Source organism: Microbacterium sp. SL62 (genome assembly GCF_026672635.1).
Taxonomy (GTDB): Bacteria; Actinomycetota; Actinomycetes; order Actinomycetales; family Microbacteriaceae; genus Microbacterium; species Microbacterium testaceum_A.
The window spans coordinates 2,340,519-2,360,795 of record NZ_JAPPRM010000001.1 but is presented as its reverse complement, the minus strand read 5'-3'; the positions used below and the strand labels follow the sequence as shown (position 1 = coordinate 2,360,795).

General features: G+C 69.9%; 21 protein-coding genes. 15 read left to right on the top strand and 6 right to left on the bottom strand.

The window, feature by feature from the left end:
• Positions 1-158 precede the first annotated feature (158 nt).
• Complete coding sequence (locus tag OVA26_RS11335; RefSeq protein WP_268104918.1) at positions 159-1,226, top strand: TerC family protein; 1,068 nt, start codon at positions 159-161, stop codon at positions 1,224-1,226.
• 102 nt (positions 1,227-1,328) lie between these two features.
• Here the strand turns inward: OVA26_RS11335 and OVA26_RS11330 are convergent, their stop codons facing one another.
• A complete protein-coding gene (locus OVA26_RS11330) occupies positions 1,329-2,642 on the bottom strand; it encodes an LLM class flavin-dependent oxidoreductase (protein WP_268104137.1) in 1,314 nt (437 codons plus the stop codon).
• On the bottom strand, positions 2,639-3,949 hold the full coding sequence (locus OVA26_RS11325) for an O-acetylhomoserine aminocarboxypropyltransferase/cysteine synthase family protein (protein WP_268104136.1): 1,311 nt from the start codon (positions 3,947-3,949) through the stop codon (positions 2,639-2,641). The genes OVA26_RS11330 and OVA26_RS11325 overlap by 4 nt, the downstream gene beginning before the upstream one ends.
• A 259-nt stretch (positions 3,950-4,208) precedes the next feature.
• Here OVA26_RS11325 and leuC point away from each other — a divergent pair, with 259 nt between their 5' ends.
• The 6 genes from leuC (at position 4,209) to OVA26_RS11295 (ending at position 10,564) form a co-directional block, all read left to right on the top strand.
• The gene (gene leuC, locus OVA26_RS11320; protein ID WP_268104135.1) at positions 4,209-5,669 is read left to right on the top strand and encodes a 3-isopropylmalate dehydratase large subunit; all 1,461 of its coding nucleotides are present in this window, start codon (positions 4,209-4,211) and stop codon (positions 5,667-5,669) included.
• A 1-nt stretch (position 5,670) separates the two neighbouring features.
• Positions 5,671-6,267: a 3-isopropylmalate dehydratase small subunit gene (gene leuD, locus OVA26_RS11315; protein WP_074695124.1), complete on the top strand. Its 597-nt coding sequence runs from the start codon at positions 5,671-5,673 to the stop codon at positions 6,265-6,267.
• A 62-nt stretch (positions 6,268-6,329) separates the two neighbouring features.
• Positions 6,330-7,703 carry a UDP-N-acetylglucosamine 1-carboxyvinyltransferase gene (gene murA / locus OVA26_RS11310; RefSeq protein ID WP_074695123.1) on the top strand — a complete coding sequence of 458 codons (1,374 nt, stop codon included), beginning with the start codon at positions 6,330-6,332 and terminating at the stop codon, positions 7,701-7,703.
• Positions 7,704-7,706: 3 nt separating this feature from the next.
• The gene (locus OVA26_RS11305; RefSeq protein ID WP_268104134.1) at positions 7,707-8,447 is read left to right on the top strand and encodes a lysophospholipid acyltransferase family protein; all 741 of its coding nucleotides are present in this window, start codon (positions 7,707-7,709) and stop codon (positions 8,445-8,447) included.
• Positions 8,437-9,579, top strand: coding sequence for an NAD(P)H-dependent glycerol-3-phosphate dehydrogenase (locus OVA26_RS11300; protein ID WP_268104133.1), 1,143 nt, complete (start codon positions 8,437-8,439; stop codon positions 9,577-9,579). The genes OVA26_RS11305 and OVA26_RS11300 overlap by 11 nt, the downstream gene beginning before the upstream one ends.
• On the top strand, positions 9,479-10,564 hold the full coding sequence (locus tag OVA26_RS11295) for a D-alanine--D-alanine ligase family protein (protein WP_074695120.1): 1,086 nt from the start codon (positions 9,479-9,481) through the stop codon (positions 10,562-10,564). The genes OVA26_RS11300 and OVA26_RS11295 overlap by 101 nt, the downstream gene beginning before the upstream one ends.
• 126 nt (positions 10,565-10,690) lie before the next feature.
• On the opposite strand, the gene OVA26_RS11290 is transcribed toward OVA26_RS11295, so the two are convergent.
• On the bottom strand, positions 10,691-11,194 hold the full coding sequence (locus OVA26_RS11290; RefSeq protein WP_056230842.1) for a DUF3515 family protein: 504 nt from the start codon (positions 11,192-11,194) through the stop codon (positions 10,691-10,693).
• Positions 11,195-11,219: 25 nt separating this feature from the next.
• Between OVA26_RS11290 and thiL the strand changes: the two genes are divergently transcribed.
• Positions 11,220-12,224 (top strand): thiamine-phosphate kinase, encoded by a 1,005-nt coding sequence (thiL, locus tag OVA26_RS11285; RefSeq protein ID WP_268104132.1) that lies wholly within the window; start codon positions 11,220-11,222, stop codon positions 12,222-12,224.
• A gap of 4 nt (positions 12,225-12,228) precedes the next feature.
• On the opposite strand, the gene rsmD is transcribed toward thiL, so the two are convergent.
• Positions 12,229-12,795 carry a 16S rRNA (guanine(966)-N(2))-methyltransferase RsmD gene (gene rsmD / locus OVA26_RS11280; protein WP_268104131.1) on the bottom strand — a complete coding sequence of 189 codons (567 nt, stop codon included), beginning with the start codon at positions 12,793-12,795 and terminating at the stop codon, positions 12,229-12,231.
• Positions 12,796-12,878: 83 nt separating this feature from the next.
• Here rsmD and OVA26_RS11275 point away from each other — a divergent pair, with 83 nt between their 5' ends.
• The 7 genes from OVA26_RS11275 (at position 12,879) to OVA26_RS11245 (ending at position 18,782) form a co-directional block, all read left to right on the top strand.
• On the top strand, positions 12,879-15,053 hold the full coding sequence (locus OVA26_RS11275; RefSeq protein ID WP_268104130.1) for an ATP-dependent DNA helicase RecG: 2,175 nt from the start codon (positions 12,879-12,881) through the stop codon (positions 15,051-15,053).
• Positions 15,054-15,094: 41 nt separating this feature from the next.
• Positions 15,095-15,592, top strand: a complete 498-nt coding sequence (gene coaD / locus OVA26_RS11270) for a pantetheine-phosphate adenylyltransferase (protein WP_074695116.1) — start codon at positions 15,095-15,097, stop codon at positions 15,590-15,592.
• A gap of 158 nt (positions 15,593-15,750) precedes the next feature.
• Entirely contained in the window at positions 15,751-16,245 is a 495-nt protein-coding gene (locus OVA26_RS11265; protein WP_074695115.1) for a YceD family protein, read from the top strand.
• A gap of 2 nt (positions 16,246-16,247) precedes the next feature.
• Entirely contained in the window at positions 16,248-16,457 is a 210-nt protein-coding gene (gene rpmF / locus OVA26_RS11260) for a 50S ribosomal protein L32 (protein ID WP_013586329.1), read from the top strand.
• 10 nt (positions 16,458-16,467) lie between these two features.
• Positions 16,468-17,160 (top strand): ribonuclease III, encoded by a 693-nt coding sequence (gene rnc, locus OVA26_RS11255; RefSeq protein WP_268104129.1) that lies wholly within the window; start codon positions 16,468-16,470, stop codon positions 17,158-17,160.
• On the top strand, positions 17,153-18,043 hold the full coding sequence (gene mutM, locus OVA26_RS11250) for a bifunctional DNA-formamidopyrimidine glycosylase/DNA-(apurinic or apyrimidinic site) lyase (RefSeq protein WP_268104128.1): 891 nt from the start codon (positions 17,153-17,155) through the stop codon (positions 18,041-18,043). Before rnc ends, mutM begins: the two co-directional genes overlap by 8 nt.
• A gap of 187 nt (positions 18,044-18,230) precedes the next feature.
• Entirely contained in the window at positions 18,231-18,782 is a 552-nt protein-coding gene (locus OVA26_RS11245; protein ID WP_268104127.1) for a hypothetical protein, read from the top strand.
• An 18-nt stretch (positions 18,783-18,800) separates the two neighbouring features.
• On the opposite strand, the gene OVA26_RS11240 is transcribed toward OVA26_RS11245, so the two are convergent.
• Entirely contained in the window at positions 18,801-19,880 is a 1,080-nt protein-coding gene (locus tag OVA26_RS11240; RefSeq protein WP_268104126.1) for a GNAT family N-acetyltransferase, read from the bottom strand.
• Positions 19,881-19,948: 68 nt separating this feature from the next.
• Positions 19,949-20,236: a hypothetical protein gene (locus tag OVA26_RS11235; RefSeq protein ID WP_056230865.1), complete on the bottom strand. Its 288-nt coding sequence runs from the start codon at positions 20,234-20,236 to the stop codon at positions 19,949-19,951.
• Positions 20,237-20,277 lie beyond the last annotated feature (41 nt).

The window sequence follows — 20,277 nt, the reverse complement described above, 5'->3', positions numbered from 1 at the left end:
CCGGGTGAGCCCCGGGAAGCACTCTCTCACTCAGAGGTGTCCGGCTCGAGCGGATCGTCTCACGGATGTACGCACGTTATGAGCACTAGGTGCACAACCCCGTGCCCGGCGGGAGCGAGCGGATAAACTCGAGCGTTTCCCCGATGAAAGGCCCCGCGATGGAGCTGCAGCTCGACCCCCTCTTCCAGACGATCACGCTCGTCGTGCTCGTGCTGATCCTGGTCGCCGACCTGCTGATCATCCTCAAACGCCCGCACATCCCGGCGGCGAAAGAGTCGACGCTCTGGGTCGTGTTCTACGTGACCCTCGCGCTCATCTTCGCCGGCGTCCTCTGGATCGTCGCCGGGGGAGAAGTCGCGGGACAGTTCGTGGCGGGCTGGCTGACCGAGTACAGCCTCTCGATCGACAACCTCTTCGTGTTCGTGCTGATCATGGGGCAGTTCGCGGTGCCGCGTCGGTACCAGCAGGAGGTGCTGATGGTGGGAATCATCATCGCGCTCATCCTGCGCGGCGCCTTCATCCTGGTCGGCGCGACGATCATCGAGAACTTCAGCCCGATCTTCTACCTGTTCGGTGCGTTCCTGGTCTACACGGCGATCCGCCAGGCGTTCCCGGGCGACGACCACGACGACGACTCGCAGAAAGAGAACCTCATCGTGCGGACGCTGCGTCGCGTGCTGCCGATGAGCGACTCGTACGACGGCAAGAAGGTCATCACACGCGTCAAGGGCAAGAAGCTCTTCACCCCGATGATCATCGTGTTCGTCGCGATCGGCGTGACCGACCTGCTGTTCGCGATCGACTCGATCCCGGCGATCTTCGGCATCACGCAGAGCCCGTTCATCGTGTTCACGGCCAACCTCTTCGCGCTGATGGGTCTGCGCCAGCTGTACTTCCTGCTCGGCGACCTGCTCGACCGCCTGAAGTTCCTGCACTACGGCATCGCGTTCATCCTCGCGTTCATCGGTGTGAAGCTGATCCTGCACGCGATGCACGTCAACGAGCTCTCGTTCATCAACGACGGTGAGCCCATCGAGTGGGCGCCCGAGATCTCGACGTGGGTCTCTCTCGCGGTGATCGTGGTGTCGATGGCGGTCGCGACGATCGCCAGCCTCATCGCCGCCCGCCGCGAGCCCGCGTCCGTCGACGGGCCTCAGGATGCCGCGGCCGACGTCGCCGACGAGAAGGGGACGCCCCGCACGGTCGAGCAGCCGAAGGGCGACTGAGCCGACGAGGACCCTGCGGGTCGACGACCCGGAGCGTGTCGAAGGGTCCGGGCCCCGCGACCCCCGGCGGGCTCAGCCACCTGAGGCCACGGCATCCGGAATCTAGAACGCGCGCAGATTCGCCTGAAGTCCGCCGTCGACGTACTCCTCGCGGAGGATGCCGCGCCGACGCAGGATCGGCACGAGGTCATCGAGTACGCGATGCACGGTGACAGGGTGCAGGTCGCCCCACAGCAGCACGCCGTCATTGCCCCACGTGCCGAGTTCTTCGATGCGGTCGGCGAACTCGTCGGCCGTCCCCACGAAGCCGGAGCCGTCGTCCAGGCGGCCCACGCGTGCGTGCGCGGCGAGGATCGTGCGCAGGGGAGCGTCGTCGTCGTGCTTTCCGACGAGCCGCTTGATGCTGCCCTCCGACACGTGCTCGCCGAAGATCGACCGGTCGAGCGGCTTGTCGAGGTCGAGACCGGTCAGATCGGTCTCGAGATCGCTCGACTGCTTGCGGGCGATGGCGACGAGCGCCTCGTCATCGGGGTGAGCGGATGCCGCGACGAGGCGGTCGGCTTCCTCCGGCGACGAGACGAGCACGGGCTGGATCGCGAAGAGGATCTTGATGTCGGCCGCCGCTCGCCCCGCGGCAACGGCTGCGTCCTGGATGCGGCCCCGATACGCCCGGATGCTCTCTTCGTCGAGAGGTGCGAGCGCGAGCTGCACGTCGGAGTTGTGCCCGGCGAACGACAGGCCGCGGCCGGATCCGCCGGGGGACACGATCGCGGGCGCGCCGTCGGTGAAGGGCACCGCGTTCAGCGGCCCGTCGAAGCCGAAGTGCTCTCCCCGGTGCCGCACCGCCTCGAGCTTCGTGCCGTCGGCATAGACACCCGTCTCTTCGTCGGCGACGAGAGCGCCCTCGCCCCAGCTGTTCCAGAGCTTCCGGATGCCGTCCAGCCACTCCTCCGCCCGGTCGTAGGCCGCATCGTGCCCGAGCTGCGGCGCGGTCGAGAAGTGGCGCGCGCTGCCGGTGTCGGTGACGACGTTCAGGCCGAGACGGTGGCCGCTCAGGTGCTGGAGCGTCGCGAACTGTCGAGCGGCGGTGTACGGCAGGTACGCGGCCGGGTTGACCGTCGGCACCACGCCCAAATGCTGCGTCGCCGCGAACAGGTACGGTGCGAGCAGCAGCGGGTCGTGCTTGGGCCCGCCGAAGGCGTGACGCACGCGCAGGTCGATCGTGTCGGCGCTGCCCAGCGAGGGCGCGTCTTCGACGATCAGCAGGTCGAAGCCGGCCTGCTCGAGCGTGCGGGCGGAGTCCTGGTAGAGGCCGGGCTCGGTCCAGCGGTGGTTCCAGCGCAGGTAGGGGTGGCCCCACCCGTGGGGGCCGAAGCCGCGCGCGAGGAACCAGCCGAAGTGCTGCAGCCGGCTCACAGCACGACCGTCTCGCGCTCGAGCACGGGGACGCGCACGAGCGCCTGTTCGAGGTCGGCGAGCAGGTCGTCGATGTCTTCGATGCCGATCGACAGGCGGATCGTGCCGGGGAAGACGCCCGCCCGCTCGCGCTCGGCGACGGTGCGGGCGGCGTGCGAGGTGCTCTGCGGGTGCAGCACGAGCGAGCGCACGTCGCCGAGGTGGGTCATGTGCGTGATGACCTCGACCGACTGCACGACGTGGCGCGCCGCCTCGAGACCGCCGCGCAGGGTGACGGTGAAGACCGACCCGAAGCCGCGCGTCAGGTAGCGCTCACCGAGACCGTGGTGGGGGTGCGAGTCGAGACCGATGTAGTCGACGCGCTCGACCTCGGGGCGCTGTTCGAGCCAGCGGGCGACGGCGAGGGCGTTCTGCGACTGCCGCTCGACGCGCAGGCTCAGGGTCTCGATGCCCTGGCCGATCAGGAAGGCGTTCAGCGGCGAGGGCGAGGGGCCGAACCGCGGCGCCACGCTCTCGCGGATGTACTGCCCGCGCGCGCGGGCGCCGTACTTCTCGGCGTAGCTCGCCCCGCCCAGACGGTCGGTCTGCACGAGGTGGGCAAAGCGGTGACCGGATGCCGCGGCGTCGAAGCGACCGTCATCGACGATGACACCGCCGAGCACGGCACCCTGACCCGCCAGGAACTTGCTCGCCGAGTGCACGACGACTGCGGCCCCGTGCTCGATCGGGCGAAGCAGGTACGGAGTGGTGAACGTGCTGTCGACGACGAGCGGGATGCCCTGCGCGGCGCCGATGGCCGCCACCGCGGCCACGTCGAGCACGTCGTTGCGGGCGTTCGAGAGCGTCTCGGCGAAGAGGGCCCGGGTCCGGGGCGTGATCGCGGCGCGCCAGGCGTCGAGGTCGTCGGTCTCGACGAAGGTCGTTTCGACGCCGAGGCGCGCGAGGTTGTCGAGCAGGAGGCCGCGTGTGCCCTCGTAGATGTGCTCCGACACGACGACGTGGTCGCCGGCTCCGGCGAGGGCGAGCAGCGCGACGGTGACCGCCGCCTGACCGCTCGAGACGAGCACGGCCTGGTCGCCGCCCTCGAGCGAGGCGAGACGCTCTTCGACCGCGTGCACGGTGGGGTTGCCGGTGCGGCTGTAGCCGAAGCCCGTGCCTTCGCCGAAGTGCGCGACCGACTCGTCGAGGTCGCTGAACGTGAAGCCCGCCGTGAGGTAGATCGGGGTCGCGCGCGGGCTCGCCTGCGCGGTCGCCGCTCCTGCGTGGACCTGGCGAGTGGAGAAACCGGTGTCGGCGCCTGCGGCCATGGCGCACTCCTTCCTTCGGGTCGGCCCAGATTCGCACGCGCGGGCTCCGGGCGGCGAAACGTGCGTCGCTCTGTGACGCCGCCGACGCGGCATCCGCCACCCGTCCCCGGCGGCGGGGGTGTCGGACGCCGGTGGTATCGTGACGACGTGCGGATCGCTCGCCTCCTCCTTAGCGGCCGCGACGAGACCTTGTTCTAGGCCTCTCTCGTCGCGGAGTTCGTCGCGGGCCTCACACCCCCTTCCGAGGAGAAACGCAAACATGAGCACGATTCCCGAGAACCCTCGCACCCTGGCCGAGAAGGTCTGGGACGACCACCTCGTGGTCAAGGGCGAGAACGGTCAGCCCGACCTCATCTACATCGACCTCCACCTCGTGCACGAGGTGACGAGCCCTCAGGCCTTCGACGGCCTGCGCGCCGAGGGTCGCCCCGTGCGCCGGCTCGACCTGACGATCGCGACCGAAGACCACAACACCCCGACCCTCGACATCGACAAGCCGATCGCCGACCTCACCAGCCGCACGCAGATCGAGACGCTGCGCCGCAACGCCGACGAGTTCGGCGTGCGCATCCACTCGCTGGGCGACAAGGAGCAGGGCATCGTCCACGTGGTCGGCCCGCAGCTCGGCCTCACCATGCCGGGCATCACCGTCGTGTGCGGCGACTCGCACACCTCGACCCACGGCGCGTTCGGCGCGATGGCGTTCGGCATCGGCACCAGCGAGGTCGAGCACGTGCTCGCCACCCAGACCCTGCCGCTCAAGCCCTTCAAGACGATGGCCATCACCGTGGAGGGCGAGCTGAAGCCCGGCGTCACCGCGAAGGACATCATCCTCGCAATCATCGCCAAGATCGGCGCCAACGGCGGCCAGGGCTACGTGCTCGAGTTCCGCGGCAGCGCGATCCGCTCCCTCTCGATGGAGGGGCGCATGACGATGTGCAACATGTCGATCGAGGCCGGCGCCCGCGCGGGCATGATCGCCCCCGACGAGACGACCTTCGCCTACGTCAAGGACAAGCCCCACGCCCCGCAGGGCCAGGACTGGGACGACGCGGTCGCCTACTGGCGCACGCTGCCGAGCGACGAGGGCGCGGTCTACGACGCCGAGGTGTTCCTCGACGCCGCCGAGCTCGAACCCTTCGTCACCTGGGGCACGAACCCGGGCCAGGGCGTCTCGCTCAGCGACGTCGTTCCGACCCCGGCCGACATCGCCGACCCCAACGAGCGCGCCGCCGCCGAACGGGCGCTCGAGTACATGGACCTGCAGGCCGGCACCCCGATGAAGGACATCCCAGTGGATGCCGTGTTCATGGGTTCCTGCACCAACAGCCGCATCGAAGACCTCCGCGCCTTCGCCTCGGTCATCGAGGGACGCACCAAGGCCGAGAACGTCCGCGTCATGGTCGTGCCGGGATCGGCGCGCGTGCGCCTCGAAGCCGAGGCCGAGGGCCTCGACAAGGTCTTCACCGACTTCGGCGCCGAATGGCGCTTCGCGGGGTGCTCGATGTGCCTGGGCATGAACCCCGACCAGCTGGCCCCGGGGGAGCGCTGCGCGTCGACCTCGAACCGTAACTTCGAAGGACGCCAGGGCAAGGGCGGGCGCACGCACCTCGTCTCGCCGCTGGTCGCCGCGGCCACGGCCGTGCGCGGAACGCTGTCGAGCCCGGCCGATCTGGACCCCGTTCCCACCGAGACCGTTTCGACCGGGGCGGAGGCCTGACATGGAGAAGTTCACCACGCACACCGGTGTCGCCGCGCCTCTGAAGCGCTCCGCCGTCGACACCGACCAGATCATCCCCGCGGTGTTCCTCAAGCGCGTCACCAAGACCGGCTTCGAAGACGCCCTGTTCTCGAACTGGCGCCAGGACCCCGGGTTCGTGCTCAACCAGGACGCCTACCGCTCGGCATCCGTCCTCGTCGCCGGCCCCGACTTCGGCACCGGATCCAGCCGCGAGCACGCCGTGTGGGCGCTGCGCGACTACGGGTTCCGCGTCGTGCTGAGCCCCAAGTTCGCCGACATCTTCCGCGGCAACTCGGGCAAGCAAGGCCTGGTCACGGGCGTGATCACCGAGGACGAGGTCGAGCAGATCTGGGCCGTCCTCGAGGCGAACCCGGGCATCGAGATGACCGTGGACCTTACCGCGAAGACCGCCACGGTCGGCGACCTCCAGGTCTCGTTCGAGATCGACGATTACACTAGGTGGCGGCTTCTCGAAGGGCTCGATGACATCGGGCTCACTCTGCGTGACGAAGACAAGATCACGCAGTTCGAGGCGCGCCGCGAGGCATGGCGGCCGCAGACCCTTCCGGTCCGCTGAGCCCGATCGACCCGATCGGGTCGATCTGCCGCCCCTCGTCCACGAAGTGAGGTCCACCCCCCATGAGCACACTCGTCACCGACTCCGGAGACCAGAACCCCGGACAGCCCGACTGGGAGGCGGCCGAAACTCTTTCGATCCGCGGCGGTCGGCCCCTGCGCGGGACCGTCGAGGTCAAGGGCGCGAAGAACCTGGTGACGAAGGCCATGGTGGCCGCGCTCCTGGGCGAGACCACGAGCACGCTCCGCGACGTGCCGATGATCAGCGACGTCAAGGTCGTCCGGTCGCTCCTCGAGGTGCACGGCGTCACCGTGACCGAGGGTGACGAGGAGGGCACGCTTCACCTCGACCCCTCGGGCGCGGTCGCCGCGCACTTCGAAGAGATCGACGCGCACGCGGGGGCCTCGCGCATCCCGATCCTGTTCTGCGGGCCGCTGCTGCACCTGCTCGGCGAGGCGCTCATCCCCGACCTCGGCGGATGCCGCATCGGCGATCGCCCGATCAACTTCCACATGGACGCCCTGCGCGCCTTCGGCGCCGTCGTCGACAAGAGCTACGAGGGCATCCGCATCACGGCCCCGAACGGCCTCCACGGCGCCAATATCACCCTGCCCTACCCGAGCGTCGGCGCGACCGAGCAGGTCCTGCTCACCGCCGTCCGCGCGAAGGGCGTCACGGAGCTGCGCAACGCCGCGATCGAGCCCGAGATCATGGATCTCATCGCCGTCCTGCAGAAGATGGGCGCGATCATCTCGTACGAGCCCAACCGCGTCATCTTCATCGAGGGCGTCGACAAGCTCGTCGGCTACGACCACCGCGCGATCTTCGACCGCAACGAAGCCGCCTCGTGGGCCTGTGCCGCGCTGGCGACCGACGGCGAGATCTTCGCCAAGGGCGCCCGCCAGCAGGACATGCTGACCTTCCTCAACGTCTTCCGCAAGGCCGGCGGCTGGTTCGACGTCCGCGAGGACGGCATCCTGTTCCGCCGCGGCGACGCCCTCAAGCCCGTCATGGTCGAGACCGACGTGCACCCCGGCTTCATGACCGACTGGCAGCAGCCGCTCATCGTCGCCCTGACGCAGGCCCCCGGCACCTCCACCGTCCACGAGACCGTGTACGAGAACCGCCTGGGCTTCACCGAGGCGCTCAACAAGATGGGCGCCGACATCGTCGTGCACCCCAAGGGCATCTCGAGCCCCGATCGTCGGGTGCCGCGTCGCGACCTCGAGCAGGCGGCCGTCATCAACGGCCCGACGCCGTTGCACGGCGCCGACGTCGAGGTCCCCGACCTGCGCGGCGGCTACAGCTACGTGATTGCGGCCCTGGCCGCCGAGGGCGAGTCGACCGTGCGCAACATCGGCATCATCCGCCGGGGCTACGAGAAGTTCCTCGAGAAGCTGACCGCTCTCGACGCCGACTTCGACGTCGTGGGCTGATCCGTGGCCGCCTCGCCCGAGAAGACGAAGCCGAGCGCCTTCTGGCCGCTCGCGGCGATCATCGTGCCGATCACGGGCCTGTTCGCCCGGATCGAGATCCGCGGGGGCGAGAACCTCCCGAGCGAGGGCGCCTACGTCATCGCTCCGAACCACAACTCGGAGTTCGACCCGGTGATCGTGGCCGTCGCCGTCTGGCGGCTCGGTCGCGCCCCGCGGTTCATGGCCAAAGAGAGTCTGTTCAAGGTGCCCGTCCTCGGTGCGGCGCTCCGTGCCACCGGCATGGTGCCGGTGCCGCGGGCCTCGACCAGCGCGAACCAGTCGATGAAAGCTGCCGAGCAGATCGCCCGCGACGGCCGCGGTGTGATCGTGTACGCCGAGGGAACCCTCACGCGCGACCCCGACCTGTGGCCGATGCGCGGCAAGACCGGGGCGGTTCGCCTGGCCCTCGCCGCCGATCTGCCGCTCATCCCCATGGCGCAGTGGGGCGTGCAGCAGATCCTCCCGCGGTACGGGAAGCTGAAGTTCCCCCGCCGCTCGCACGTCATCGTCGAGTTCGGCCCCGCCATGGACATGAGCGCCTACGCCGCCACGCGCACCCAGCCGGCCACCCTGACGAAGGCCACTGACGCGATGATGAACGAGATCACCGCGATGCTCTCCGGCATCCGGGGTCTTCCCGCTCCCGCGGAGCGCTGGAACCCGTCGCAGCACGGGCAGAACGAGACGGGTCGCCTTGAGCCGTAAGAGCCCCGTGCCGGTTGCCGGACCGAAGGTCGCCGTCGTCGGCGCGGGCAGCTGGGGCACGACGTTCGGCAAGATCCTCGCCGACGGCGGAGCCTCGGTGGTCATGTGGGCGCGCCGCCCCGAGCTGGCCGCAGAGATCACCGAGTCCAAGCGCAACAGCCGCTACCTCTCGGGCATCAACCTGCCGCGGACCATGACGGCCACCACCGACCTCGCCGAGGCGCTGAACGGCGCGGAGCAGATCTTCCTGTCGGTGCCGAGTCAGTCGCTGCGCGAGAACCTCGCGGCCATCCGACCCCTCGTCGAGCGCACGGACGTGCCGCTCGTCTCGCTCATGAAGGGCGTCGAGAAGTCGACCGGCCTGCGCATGAGCCAGGTCATCGAACAGGTGCTCCAGTGCGACCCGGCCCGCATCGCCGTGGCATCCGGTCCCAACCTCGCCCTCGAGATCGCCCGCGAGCAGCCCACCGCGGCCGTCATCAGCTCCTTGAGCCCCGAAACCGCCGAGGCCGTGGCCCGCCGCGCGCGCAACAGGTACTTCCGCTCGTTCGTGAACACCGACGTGATCGGCACCGAGTTCGGCGGCGTGCTCAAGAACCTGATCGCCGTCGCGATCGGCATCGTCGACGGCGTGGGCTACGGCGAGAACACGAAAGCCTCGATCATCACGCGCGGCCTCGTCGAGATGACCGACTTCGCCGTGGCGCAGGGCGCCCAGCCCGAGACCCTGCAGGGCCTCGCCGGCCTCGGCGACCTCATCGCGACGTGCCAGTCGCCGCTCAGCCGCAACAACACCGCCGGGCGCCTGCTCGGCCAGGGCTACGGATACAAAGAGGTCGTGACCCAGATGCAGCAGACCGCGGAGGGCTTGGCATCCGTCGCGCCCGTCCTACAACTCGCGAAGCAGGTCGGCGTCGACATGCCCATCGTGCAGCAGGTCAAGATGGTGCTGGACGGGACCATGGACCCGCGCGACATCGCACCGCACCTGACGACAGACGACGACCAGCCGCAGGGCGAGAGGACGCAGAATGACCAAACCGGTGGTGGTGGTGCTCTTCGGCGGGCGCTCCAGCGAGCATTCGATCAGTTCCGCCACGGCGGGCGGGGTGCTGCGGGCGATCGACCGTGACCGCTTCCGGGTCATCCCGGTCGGCATCACCCGCGACGGCGCCTTCGTTCTCGAAGACGACGATCCCGACAAGTTCGCGTTGATCCCCGACGCGCTACCCGAGGTGCGCGACAACGGCACGCGCGTTCGCCTGCCCGACTCGACGCTCTCGCGCGAGTGGACGGTGACGGATGCCGAGGGCACCCGCTCCCTCGGAGACGTCGACGTCGTCCTGCCGATCCTGCACGGCCGCTTCGGTGAGGACGGCACGGTGCAGGGGCTGCTCGAGCTGCTCGGCATCCCGTACGCCGGCGGCGGAGTGCTCATGTCGGCGATCGGCATGAACAAGCACGTGACCAAGCAGGTGCTGCGCGCGGCGAACGTGCCCGTGGTGCCGTGGGTCGCGGTGACCCGCGCCGATCTCGCGCGCGACCGCTCGCTGTGGGAGCGCCGCATCCACGCGCTCGACCTGCCCGTGTTCGTCAAGCCGAACGAGGCCGGTTCCAGCGTCGGCGTCACGAAGGTGTCGCAGTGGGACGACCTCGACGCCGCTCTCGACACCGCGTTCGCCGAGGACGGCCTTGTGCTGGTCGAGAAGGCGATCGTCGGTCGCGAGGTGGAGTGCGGCGTGCTCCCCGGGCGGGATGGCGGACCGGTGCGTGTCAGCGTCGCCGGCGAGATCGTCGTGACGGGACGCGAGTTCTACGACTTCGAGGCGAAGTACCTCGGGGCTGCCGGCGTCGAGCTCGTGTGCCCCGCCGACCTGCGCGACGGTGAGCTCGCCGAGATGCAGCGGATCGCCGCCCAGGCGTTCGAGGCGATCGGTGGCCAGGGCCTCGCGCGCGTCGACTTCTTCTACACCGGCACCGAGTTCTACGTGAACGAGGTCAACACCATGCCCGGGTTCACGCCGATCTCGATGTTCCCGACCTGCTGGATCGCCTCGGGCCTGTCCTACCCCGACCTCATCAGCGACCTGCTCGACGCGGCCCTCGCGAAGGCCTGAGTCGCGGCCCGGCTCGCCGTGCGCAACGGCGGGCCGGGCCGGCGGCGCGCCGTCGCCGGGGTCGGTGACGCCGGTGTGTCGGGAAGAGTCCCGCGGTTGTGCACGCGGGATCGGACGCGGCGCGCCCTACGGCGTCGGGCTCGGCGAGGGCGCGACGTCGGACGCCGAGGTGCACACGGCGCCCGTCGACGGCAGGTACTGGCTGATCAGCGGTCCGAGGGCCTGGGCCACATCGGCGCTGCTGGCCTCTTTGTAGTCCAGGTAGACCTGGACCGCGGGGCTGCGCCCGAACGTCGTCAGGGTGTACCGGTTGTCGGCCGCCTGCGACTCGTCGACCAGCCAGTCCACGCCGTTGAACGGGCGGCACGGCAGGGTGGACGGGCCGGGCGTCTCGAGCCCGCACGTCATGAGGATCGCGGCGGGATCTCCCCACGCACCGGTCGACTGCGCGTCGGTCCAGCGGCGGTTCTGCCCCGAGATCGTCTGGGGCAGTCGCGAGGTGATCTCGGCGCACGCCGGGTCGTTCGCGTCCTTGGCCGGCTGCATCGCGACCGTGGTGCTGCACGCCGCGAGCCCGGGGAGGAGGGCGGCGGCGGCGAGGAGCGCGAGGAGGCGGGAGGAGCGGGGCACCCCTCCAGGCTAATAGCGTGGGGGAGTGACCGACGCCGAGACCACCCGTGCAACCACTGTGGGCGAGCTGTCCGAGGGACAGATCCTGCGCGGCATCCTGGACCGTCTTCCGCCGTCGACCGCCCCGGTCGGGCCCGGTGACGATGCCGCTGTGCTGTCTGTTCCCGACGGGCGGGTCGTCGCGACGACCGACTCGCTCGTGCACGGGCCCGACTTCCGGCTGGCGTGGTCGTCGCCGTTCGATCTCGGCTTCAAGTCCGCGGCGGTGAACCTCGCCGATGTCGCCGCGATGGGTGCGCGCCCCATCGCTCTGCTCGTCGCGCTCGCGATGCCCGACGACACTCCTGTCTCGTTCGTCCGCGGGTTCGCCGACGGCCTCGCGGCGGCCTGCGCCGAACTGGCACCGGACTGCGCGGTCGAGGGCGGCGACCTCACGGTCTCGGACACCCTGACCATCGCCGTGACGGCCCTGGGGAGCCTCGACGGCCGCGATCCCGTGCGTCGCTCCGGTGCCCGCGTCGGAGACGGCGTCTACGTGATCGGCGAGCTCGGCGAGGCCGCGCGGGGACTCGATGTGCTCTTCGCGCGGTTCCGGGATGCCGACGGCACTCCCGTTGTGATCACGTCCGAGGCCCGGGCGGCGCTCGGTGCCGACGACGCGCGCGGACTGGCTCGCCAGCTCACGCCGCGACCGCCGATCGCGGAGGCTTTGCGGGCCGCGGATGCGGGGGCCACCGCGATGATGGACATCTCCGATGGGCTCGTCCTCGACGCCACGCGCCTGGCCGATGCCTCGGGGGTCACGATCGCGCTCGACTCCGCGACCCTCGGCGACGACCCCGACCGCGCGCTCGGCGGGGGAGAGGACCATGGGTTCCTCGTGACGTTCGCCGCCGAAGCGGACCCGCTGGGCCGTCGTGTGGGAACGGTCGTGGCGCGCGGGAGCGAAGCCGTCACCGTCGACGATCATCCCTGGTCGGGCCGGGGCGGCTGGGATCCCTACCGCGACTGGGACGCCGGTCGCGGCTGAGGGATCAGACGCTTCGCGGTCGTCCCCACCACATCGTGGTGTCGCCGTAGGCGCGGTCGCGCTCGGCCTCGAGTCCGGCGGCGGCCCACTCGGGGGCGGCGGATCGCTTCGCCCGCTCGACGATCACCGTGGCGTCGGGGTGCAGGCGCGGCGCGAGCGCGACGAGCGCTTTCGTGAGCTCGTCGTCGGCGAGGTCGTAGGGCGGATCGAGGAAGACGAGGTCCCATTCGAGGGTGGATGCCGAGAGGAACGTCGTGACGTTCGCCTTGTGCACGCGCGCGGGGGCGGTGACGCCGGCCGTCTTCACCCGTTCGGCGTTCTTGCGGATGAGGGCAGCGGCGGGTGCCGACAGCTCGACGAGGTCCGCGGAGGAGGCACCGCGGCTGAGGCTCTCGAGCCCCAGGGCGCCGGAGCCCGCGAACAGATCCGCCACGCGTGCGTCGTCGAGCAGGCCCGCGGACTCGAGCGCTCCGAAGAGCGACTCGCGGACGCGGTCGCTCGTGGGGCGGGTGCCCTTGGGGGGCACGTCGAGGACCGTGCCTCCGGCCCGGCCCGAGATGATGCGCGTCACCTCTCCAGCCTAGGGTCCTCGGTGCGGCGGTCCCGTGCGCGCGAGCGAACGGCGATGTCCGGGGGCCTGCCTAGACTCGGAGCATGCCCGGATTCTCGCTCGCGTCGCGCCTGGACGGCGCCATCGGCGGCAAGACCGCGACGGCATTCGAGAAGGCGTTCGGCGTGAAGACGGTGGGTGAGCTGCTCGAGCATTACCCCCGCCGCTACGCCCGTCGGGGTGAGCTCACGCCCATCGATTCCCTCCCGCTCGGCGAGCCGGTCACGATCGTGGCCGAGGTGGTCAGCGCGAACGAGCGTCGCATGCAGAACCGCCGCGGCTCGCTGCTCGAAGTCGTCATCAGCGACGGAGACGGGCGCATGTCGCTCACCTTCTTCAACCAGCCCTGGCGCTTGAAGGACCTGACTCCGGGGCGCCGCGGCATCTTCTCGGGCAAGGTCGGCGAGTACCGCCGCCAGACGCAGCTGACGAATCCCGACTACGAGCTGTTCGACGACATCGCCGAGGCTCGCGCCGAGGCCGAGGTGACGGCGAAGCGGCCCATCCCGATCTATCCCGCGACGAGCTCGATCCCGAGCACGCTCGTGCAGAAGACGATCTCGCTCGTGCTCGACGGACTCGGAGAGGTCGAGGACCCTCTGCCCGACGACCTGCGAGCTCGCCGCGGTCTCCTCCCGGCGCGCGCGGCGTTCGAGCAGATCCATCGCCCCGAGACCGATGACGACATCCCGCCCGCGATCGCGACCCTACGCATGCACGAGGCCTTCGTGCTGCAGACCGCCCTGCTCCAGCAGCGGCAGTTCGTGCGGGCGCTGTCGGCGACCAAGCGGCCGGCGGCGCCCGGGGGTCTGCTCGAGCGCTTCGACGCGATCCTTCCTTTCGAGCTGACCGCCGACCAGCAGAGCGTCGGCGCCCAACTCGAGGCCGACCTCGTCGCCGACTGGCCCATGAACCGTCTGGTGCAGGGCGAGGTGGGATCGGGCAAGACGCTGGTGGCGTTGCGCGCGATGCTGCAGGTCGCCGAATCCGGCGGGCAGTCCGCCCTCATCGCCCCCACCGAGGTGCTGGCCGGTCAGCACCTGCGCTCGATCGCCCGCATGCTCGGTCCCGAGCTCGCCCCCGAGGTCATGCCGACCCTGCTCACCGGGCAGATGCCGGCGGCAGAGCGTCGCCGCGCGGCCCTGCGGGTCGCCTCAGGCCAGGCGCGCATCGTCGTGGGCACTCACGCGCTCCTGAGCGCGACCACCACCTTCGCCGACCTCGGCTTCGTCGTCGTCGACGAGCAGCACCGTTTCGGCGTCGACCAGCGCGAGGCGCTGCGCGCCAAAGGCAGTTCTCCGCACACGCTTGTGCTGACGGCGACCCCCATCCCGCGCACCGTCGCCATGACCGTGTTCGGCGACCTCGACGTCTCGACCATCCGCACCATGCCGGCCGGGCGAGCCGGCATCCAGTCGTTCGTCGCTCCGCTCGCCGAGAAGCCCGCCTGGTTCGCCCGCGTGTGGGATCGCATCGCCGAAGAGGTCGCCCTCGGGCGCCAGGCGTTCGTGGTGTGCGCCGCGATCGACTCCGACCAGCTCACCGCCGACGAGAAGACCGACGAACCGGCGGACGCACCGGCCGCCGCCGCCGAGGGCGCCCGCACGCGGTGGGGTGTCGTGCAGGTCGAGGCGTTGCTGTCGCGATTGCCGACGTTCAGCGGCATCCGCGTGCAGATCCTCCACGGCAAGATGCCCTCCGACGAGAAAGACGCCGTGATGCAGGCCTTCGCGCGCGGAGACATCGACGTTCTCGTCGCCACCACCGTGATCGAGGTCGGCGTCGACGTGCCCAACGCCTCTACGATGGTCATCCTCGAAGCCGATCGCTTCGGCGTCTCGCAGCTGCATCAGCTGCGCGGACGCGTCGGGCGAGGGGGGCTCCCGGGCCTTTGCCTGCTGGTGACCGAAGCCTCGCCCGGAACCTCGGCGCGCTCACGCGTCGAGGCGGTGGCAGCGACCCTCGACGGCTTCGCCCTGGCCGAGGTCGACCTCGACCTGCGCGGCGAAGGTGACGTGCTCGGCGGCGCGCAGTCGGGAGCGCGTTCGTCGCTGCGTCTGCTGCGAGTGGTCACCGACGCCGACCTCATCACCGAGGCCCGCGCCGAGGGCGAGAGACTTCTCGCCGATGATCCGGCTCTGCGCCGGCATCCCGGGCTCGCCGCCGCCCTCGAGCGCCGTGTCGGAGTCGAGGAGCGCGCTGCCCTGGCGAAGTCCTGACCGTCGGGTCGCTGCCCCGGTCGCATCGGTAGGCTGGCGGCATGAACCCCCGGATCGCCGTCGTTCCCGGCTCGTTCGACCCTCCCACGCTCGGTCACCTCGATGTGATCCGGCGCGCGGCGGGTCTCTTCGACCAGCTGCACGTGCTCGTGGTCCACAACCCGGGCAAAGAGGCGATGCTCCCCATCGCTCAGCGGCAGAGCCTGCTCGAGCAGTCGATCGCCGAGGCGGGCGTCGAGGGCGACGTGATCGTCGCCGCGTGGAGCATGGGCCTGCTCGTGGACTACTGCACCGAGGTGGGAGCGAAGGTGCTCGTGAAGGGCATCCGGTCGCAGGTCGACGTGGCGTACGAGACGCCCATGGCGATCGTGAACCGCGACCTCGCCCACGTCGAGACGGTCTTCCTGCTCCCCGACCCCTCTCATGCGCTGGTCTCGAGCTCGCTCGTGCGTCAGGTGGCGGGTCTCGGTGGCGATGTCTCGCCGTACGTCCCGCCCGCGGTGGCGCGGTTCCTCGACACCGGCGCTCGCGGCATCTGACACCCCCTGGCCGTCGGTCAGGCGACCGTACGGCCGCGCCGACGGGCGACGCCCGGCCCCCGCCCAGGAGCGCACGGGTAGCATTGACGACCGTGAGAACTCGCCGACCCGGACCTTTCCAGCTCCCCGTACGCGACATCGAGCGCCACCCGGGCGAGATGCGCGAACACACGCTCGACCTGCCCACCCCCGAGAAGTGGGGCGAGGGACTGCTCGCGGTCCCCGAGGGCGAGATCCTCGAGCTCGACGTGCGTCTCGAGTCCGTGCACGAGGGCATTCTCGTCTCGGGCACCGTCGACACCACTGCCGTCGGAGTGTGCGGACGCTGCTTGATCGACATCGCCGAGCCTGTCGAAGTCGAGTTCCAGGAACTTTTCGCGTATCCTGGGGACGAAGCGAACGACTTCGACGTTCAAGACGACCACGTGGATCTTGAAAATCTGGTCCGGGATGCTATTGTCCTTTCGCTTCCGTTCCAGCCGGTGTGTCAGCCGGACTGCCCCGGGCTCGACCCGAACACGGGCGAGAGGCTGACGGAAAGCCCCGGCACCACGGAGCAGACGCCTGTCGATCCTCGATGGGCTGCGCTCCAGCAGTACACCCCAGACGACGGCGATGCGCCCCGCGCCGCCCCCAAGACAGAGAAGAGCTAGTCATGGCAGGTAACCCCCCGAAGCGGAAGGTCTCCCGCTCCAACACCCGCTCGCGTCGTGCGCAGTGGAAGGCTGAAGCCCCCGCGCTGGTCAAGACCATCGAGAACGGCAAGGTCGTCTACAGCCGCCCCCACCAGGCGAAGGTCGTCACCGACTCGCAGGGCACCGAGCTCTTCCTCGAGTACAAGGGCCGCAAGGTCGCCGACGTCTGATCGGCGATTCGTGACGCGTAACAACGTCGAGCGCGCAGCGCTCACCGAGAAGCTCGGGGTCGAGATCGACCCCGAGCTTCTTTCTCTTGCTCTGACCCACCGTTCATTCGCGTACGAGAACGGCGGCATTCCGCACAACGAGCGCCTCGAGTTCCTCGGCGACTCCGTGCTCGGCCAGGCCGTCACGGTCCGGCTGTTCACGCGGCATCCCGATCTCGACGAGGGAAGCCTCGCCAAGCGGCGCGCGAGCGTCGTGTCGACGGTCGCGTTGGCCGAGGTCGCCCGCACGATCGGACTCGGCGACCACGTGCGGCTGGGCCGCGGCGAGATCCTCACCGGTGGCCGCGACAAGGACTCGATCCTCGCCGACACCATGGAGGCGCTGATCGGCGCGACCTTCCTGTCGGCCGGCCCCGACGCGGCGACCGGCATGGTGCTGCGCCTGGTCGAACCGCTTCTCGCGGACCCCGAGCGGTACGGCGCGGCGATGGACCCGAAGACGAGCCTGCAAGAGATCGCGGCCCGACTCGGTCTCGCGGCTCCTGTCTACATGGTCGAGGCGACCGGGCCCGATCACGACCGCCGGTTCACCGCCACCGTCACCACGGGCGACGTCGTGACCACGGGCGTCGGCTCCAGCAAGAAGCACGCCGAGATGGCCGCGGCTCTCACCGCGTGGCGCGAGCTCGACGCGCGTGCCTGAGCTTCCCGAGGTCGAGGTCGTCCGCGCCGGTCTCGAGCCCGCCGTCACGGGCGCCCTCATCTCGTCTGTCGATGTGCGCGACGACCGCGCGCTGACCCGTCACACCGGGGGAGCCGCGCACTTCGAGGCGGAGCTGACCGGCCGACGCATCGCGTCCGCCGTGCGCAGAGGCAAGTTCTTGTGGATGCCGGTGGCCGGCGACGAGGCCATCGTCACCCATCTGGGAATGAGCGGCCAGATGCTCCTTCGTGCCCCCGGAGCGCCGGAGGAGCGACACGAGCGCATCCGCATCGAGCTGGAGCACCCGGTGCACGGGCCGCTGTCGGTCGTGTTCGCCGATCAACGCACGTTCGGTTCGCTCGCGATCGACGGCCTGGTCGACACGCCCGACGGCGCTCCCGGCGGTCGCGGCTCGGACCTCCCACGTGTACCGACGCAGGTCGCGCATATCGGCCGCGATCCCCTCGACCCCGCGTTCGACGCCGCACGATTCCGCGCGCGATTGGCCCGTACCTCCTCGGGGATCAAACGTGTGCTTCTGGATCAGACGGCGGCGAGCGGTATCGGCAACATCTACGCCGACGAATCATTGTGGGCTGCGCGCATCCACCCCGAGACCGCGGCATCCGATCTTCCGACGCGCGCGGTGAACCGCCTGCTCGCCGAAGTGCAGGCGGTGCTCGAGAAGGCCCTCGCCGAGGGCGGAACGAGCTTCGACGCCCAGTACGTCAACGTCAACGGGCAGGCCGGCTACTTTGCGCACTCGCTCAATGCGTACGGGCGCACCGGCCAGCCGTGTCCGCGGTGCGGGCGACCGATCGTGCGCGTGTCGTTCATGAACCGGTCGAGCCACTTCTGCCCGCACTGCCAGAAGCGGCGTTGAGAGAAGAGGCGTCATGTGGTTCTCGCGTGCACGTTCCGATACCTCACGGCTCGCGAGGGACATCCGCCCCGCGCAGCAGAACGCGTGACCTCCGGCACCCCACGATGAAGGGATCGCTGGGGGCGGCGAGACGGGAGACCTTTTCCGCGGCGTCCGGCACGGCAATGGTCGAGGGACGGGGTGCGAGTTGACGCGTTACCGAAGAGGGATCATCGCGGTCGTCGTCGCCGCAGGAATGGTCGGACTGACGAGCTGCGGCCCGTCTCGGGCTGACCTCATTCCGCACGACGCTCCCAGCGGTGGCCAGACGCTCAGCGAGGCGCGGTCCGCCATCGCACGGATCCCGGGTCTGACCGTCGACTTCCAGGGTGGGGAACGCCCGAACATCACGGGGAACACCGGCTACGACATCGCGGTCACGGTCGATCCCGGTTATCGGATCGTCGATGGTCCCGCGCTGGTCACCTTCCTGACCGAATCGGCGTGGTCGGTGCGAAACGGATACCTGCCCAACGCCCAGATATCTCTGACGGTGACGGACGACCCCGCGAACGGTTTCGACGTCGCGAAGGCGGCCGCTGCGGCGGAGTGGATCGAACCGAGAGACCCTGTTCCGGAATCGGAGGGCTTCACCGTGGCCAACGTCGACACTGTCGAGGGATCGCCTGCCCGCGTACGGTTGGGCGATTGGCCGGGCGAGGTGCCGGACGTCCCGACCGGGGTCACCGCCGCGCGATGACAGCGCCCCTCCACTGCGTCACAGCACCTTCTTCCACACCCCTTCGTACGAGATCGGTGCGAAGCCGATGGCCTCGTTGATCGAGAGCATGGGGCGGTTCTCCTCGGCGTTGTAGGTCAGCACGCGGGGCGACCGGGGAGCGACGTCGTTCCAGGCCAGGAGCCCGGCGCACTTCACGAGCATTCCGAGCCGGTGGCCTCGGTGCGACGCGACGACGAGGGTGTCCTCCTGGCTGGTCGCCGCGGTGCGGTCCTTGCCGATGACCAACTCGTTGAAGGCCGCGAGCTCGCCGGTGTCGACGTGCTGGGCGGCGGTGACGAGCATGTGCCGCCCCGCGTCGGTGTAACCCGCTTCGTAGCGGCGGACGCGAGCGGCATCCCAGACCTCCTCGTCGAACTCGAGGTCCGCCGAGGGGGCGTCTGTCACCATGCGGGACTTCATCCACGCGAAGGAGTCGACGAACTCGTCGGGAGTGGGGAGCGCCCACTGAACGATCCGGTACCCGACGGCCGCCTGCTCCGCCTCGGTGAGGAGTTCCTCGAGACGCGGTCGAGCCCCGGCGAGATCAAGCGCGCTCACCCGCACGATCTGCTCGAGCGAGAATCCGGATGCCAGAAGGAACCGCGCCGCTCGATCCCGGGGAATCGAGCCGAACCCCGTCGGCGCCTCGAGGCGCGGTCCCTCGGCGGCGGGGTGCTCGGCCCACGACTGCAGGACGGTACGCCCGTGCTCGCGCGCGATGTTCTCGATGAGCGCGTAGGCGGCGCGCCCGATTCCGTGCCCCCACGCGGAGCCGCGCAATTCGATGAGCCAGAACCCGGTGCGGGCGCCCTCCTCCTGCGGGAAGTCGAGACCCACGCGCCCGACGACCTCGCCGTGGTGAACGGCGATCCACGCGAATCGCTTCATCTCGGGTCGGGGTTGGTAGAGCGGGAGGAGTTCGTCGGCGGGCATCGACGAGTCGTCGTGGCCCGAGATCTCGGAGGAGATCAGGTTGCGGAGGCGGACCATCTCGCGGAAGTCCGTGGCATCCGGAGCATCGATCCGGGAGGGGATGTGAAGAGGGCGCAGCTCGAGGCCGGCGGGGAGGGAAGTCACTGGAAGGTCTTTCGTCGGATGAGAAGAGGGTGGGGGTGGGGTCGACCCGAAGGCCGACCCCACCGGGATCAGAACGGCGGGCGGCTGAACGCCGCGGCGCTCTGCCAGGCCTGCTCGCGGCGGGCGCGCTCGGCGGCCGCGTCGCGGGCTCGAAGAGCCTCGACTGCTCGGGTGTCGAGGGCGCGGGCTCTGTTGGCATGCCGGTTCAGCAGCCAGAGACCCAGACGCAGCGACAGGCGGTCGAGCAGACCCAGCGGCCGGTACGCCGTCGTGTCGAACGTGATCGTCGAGGGGGTGGGCAGGGGGGAAGGCGCGGCCGAGGAGTGCTGCGGCGCGCGCGTGAACAGGGCGTTCATGCGGAAGCTCCGTAAGAAGATCTAGCGAGGGAGAGACGCGT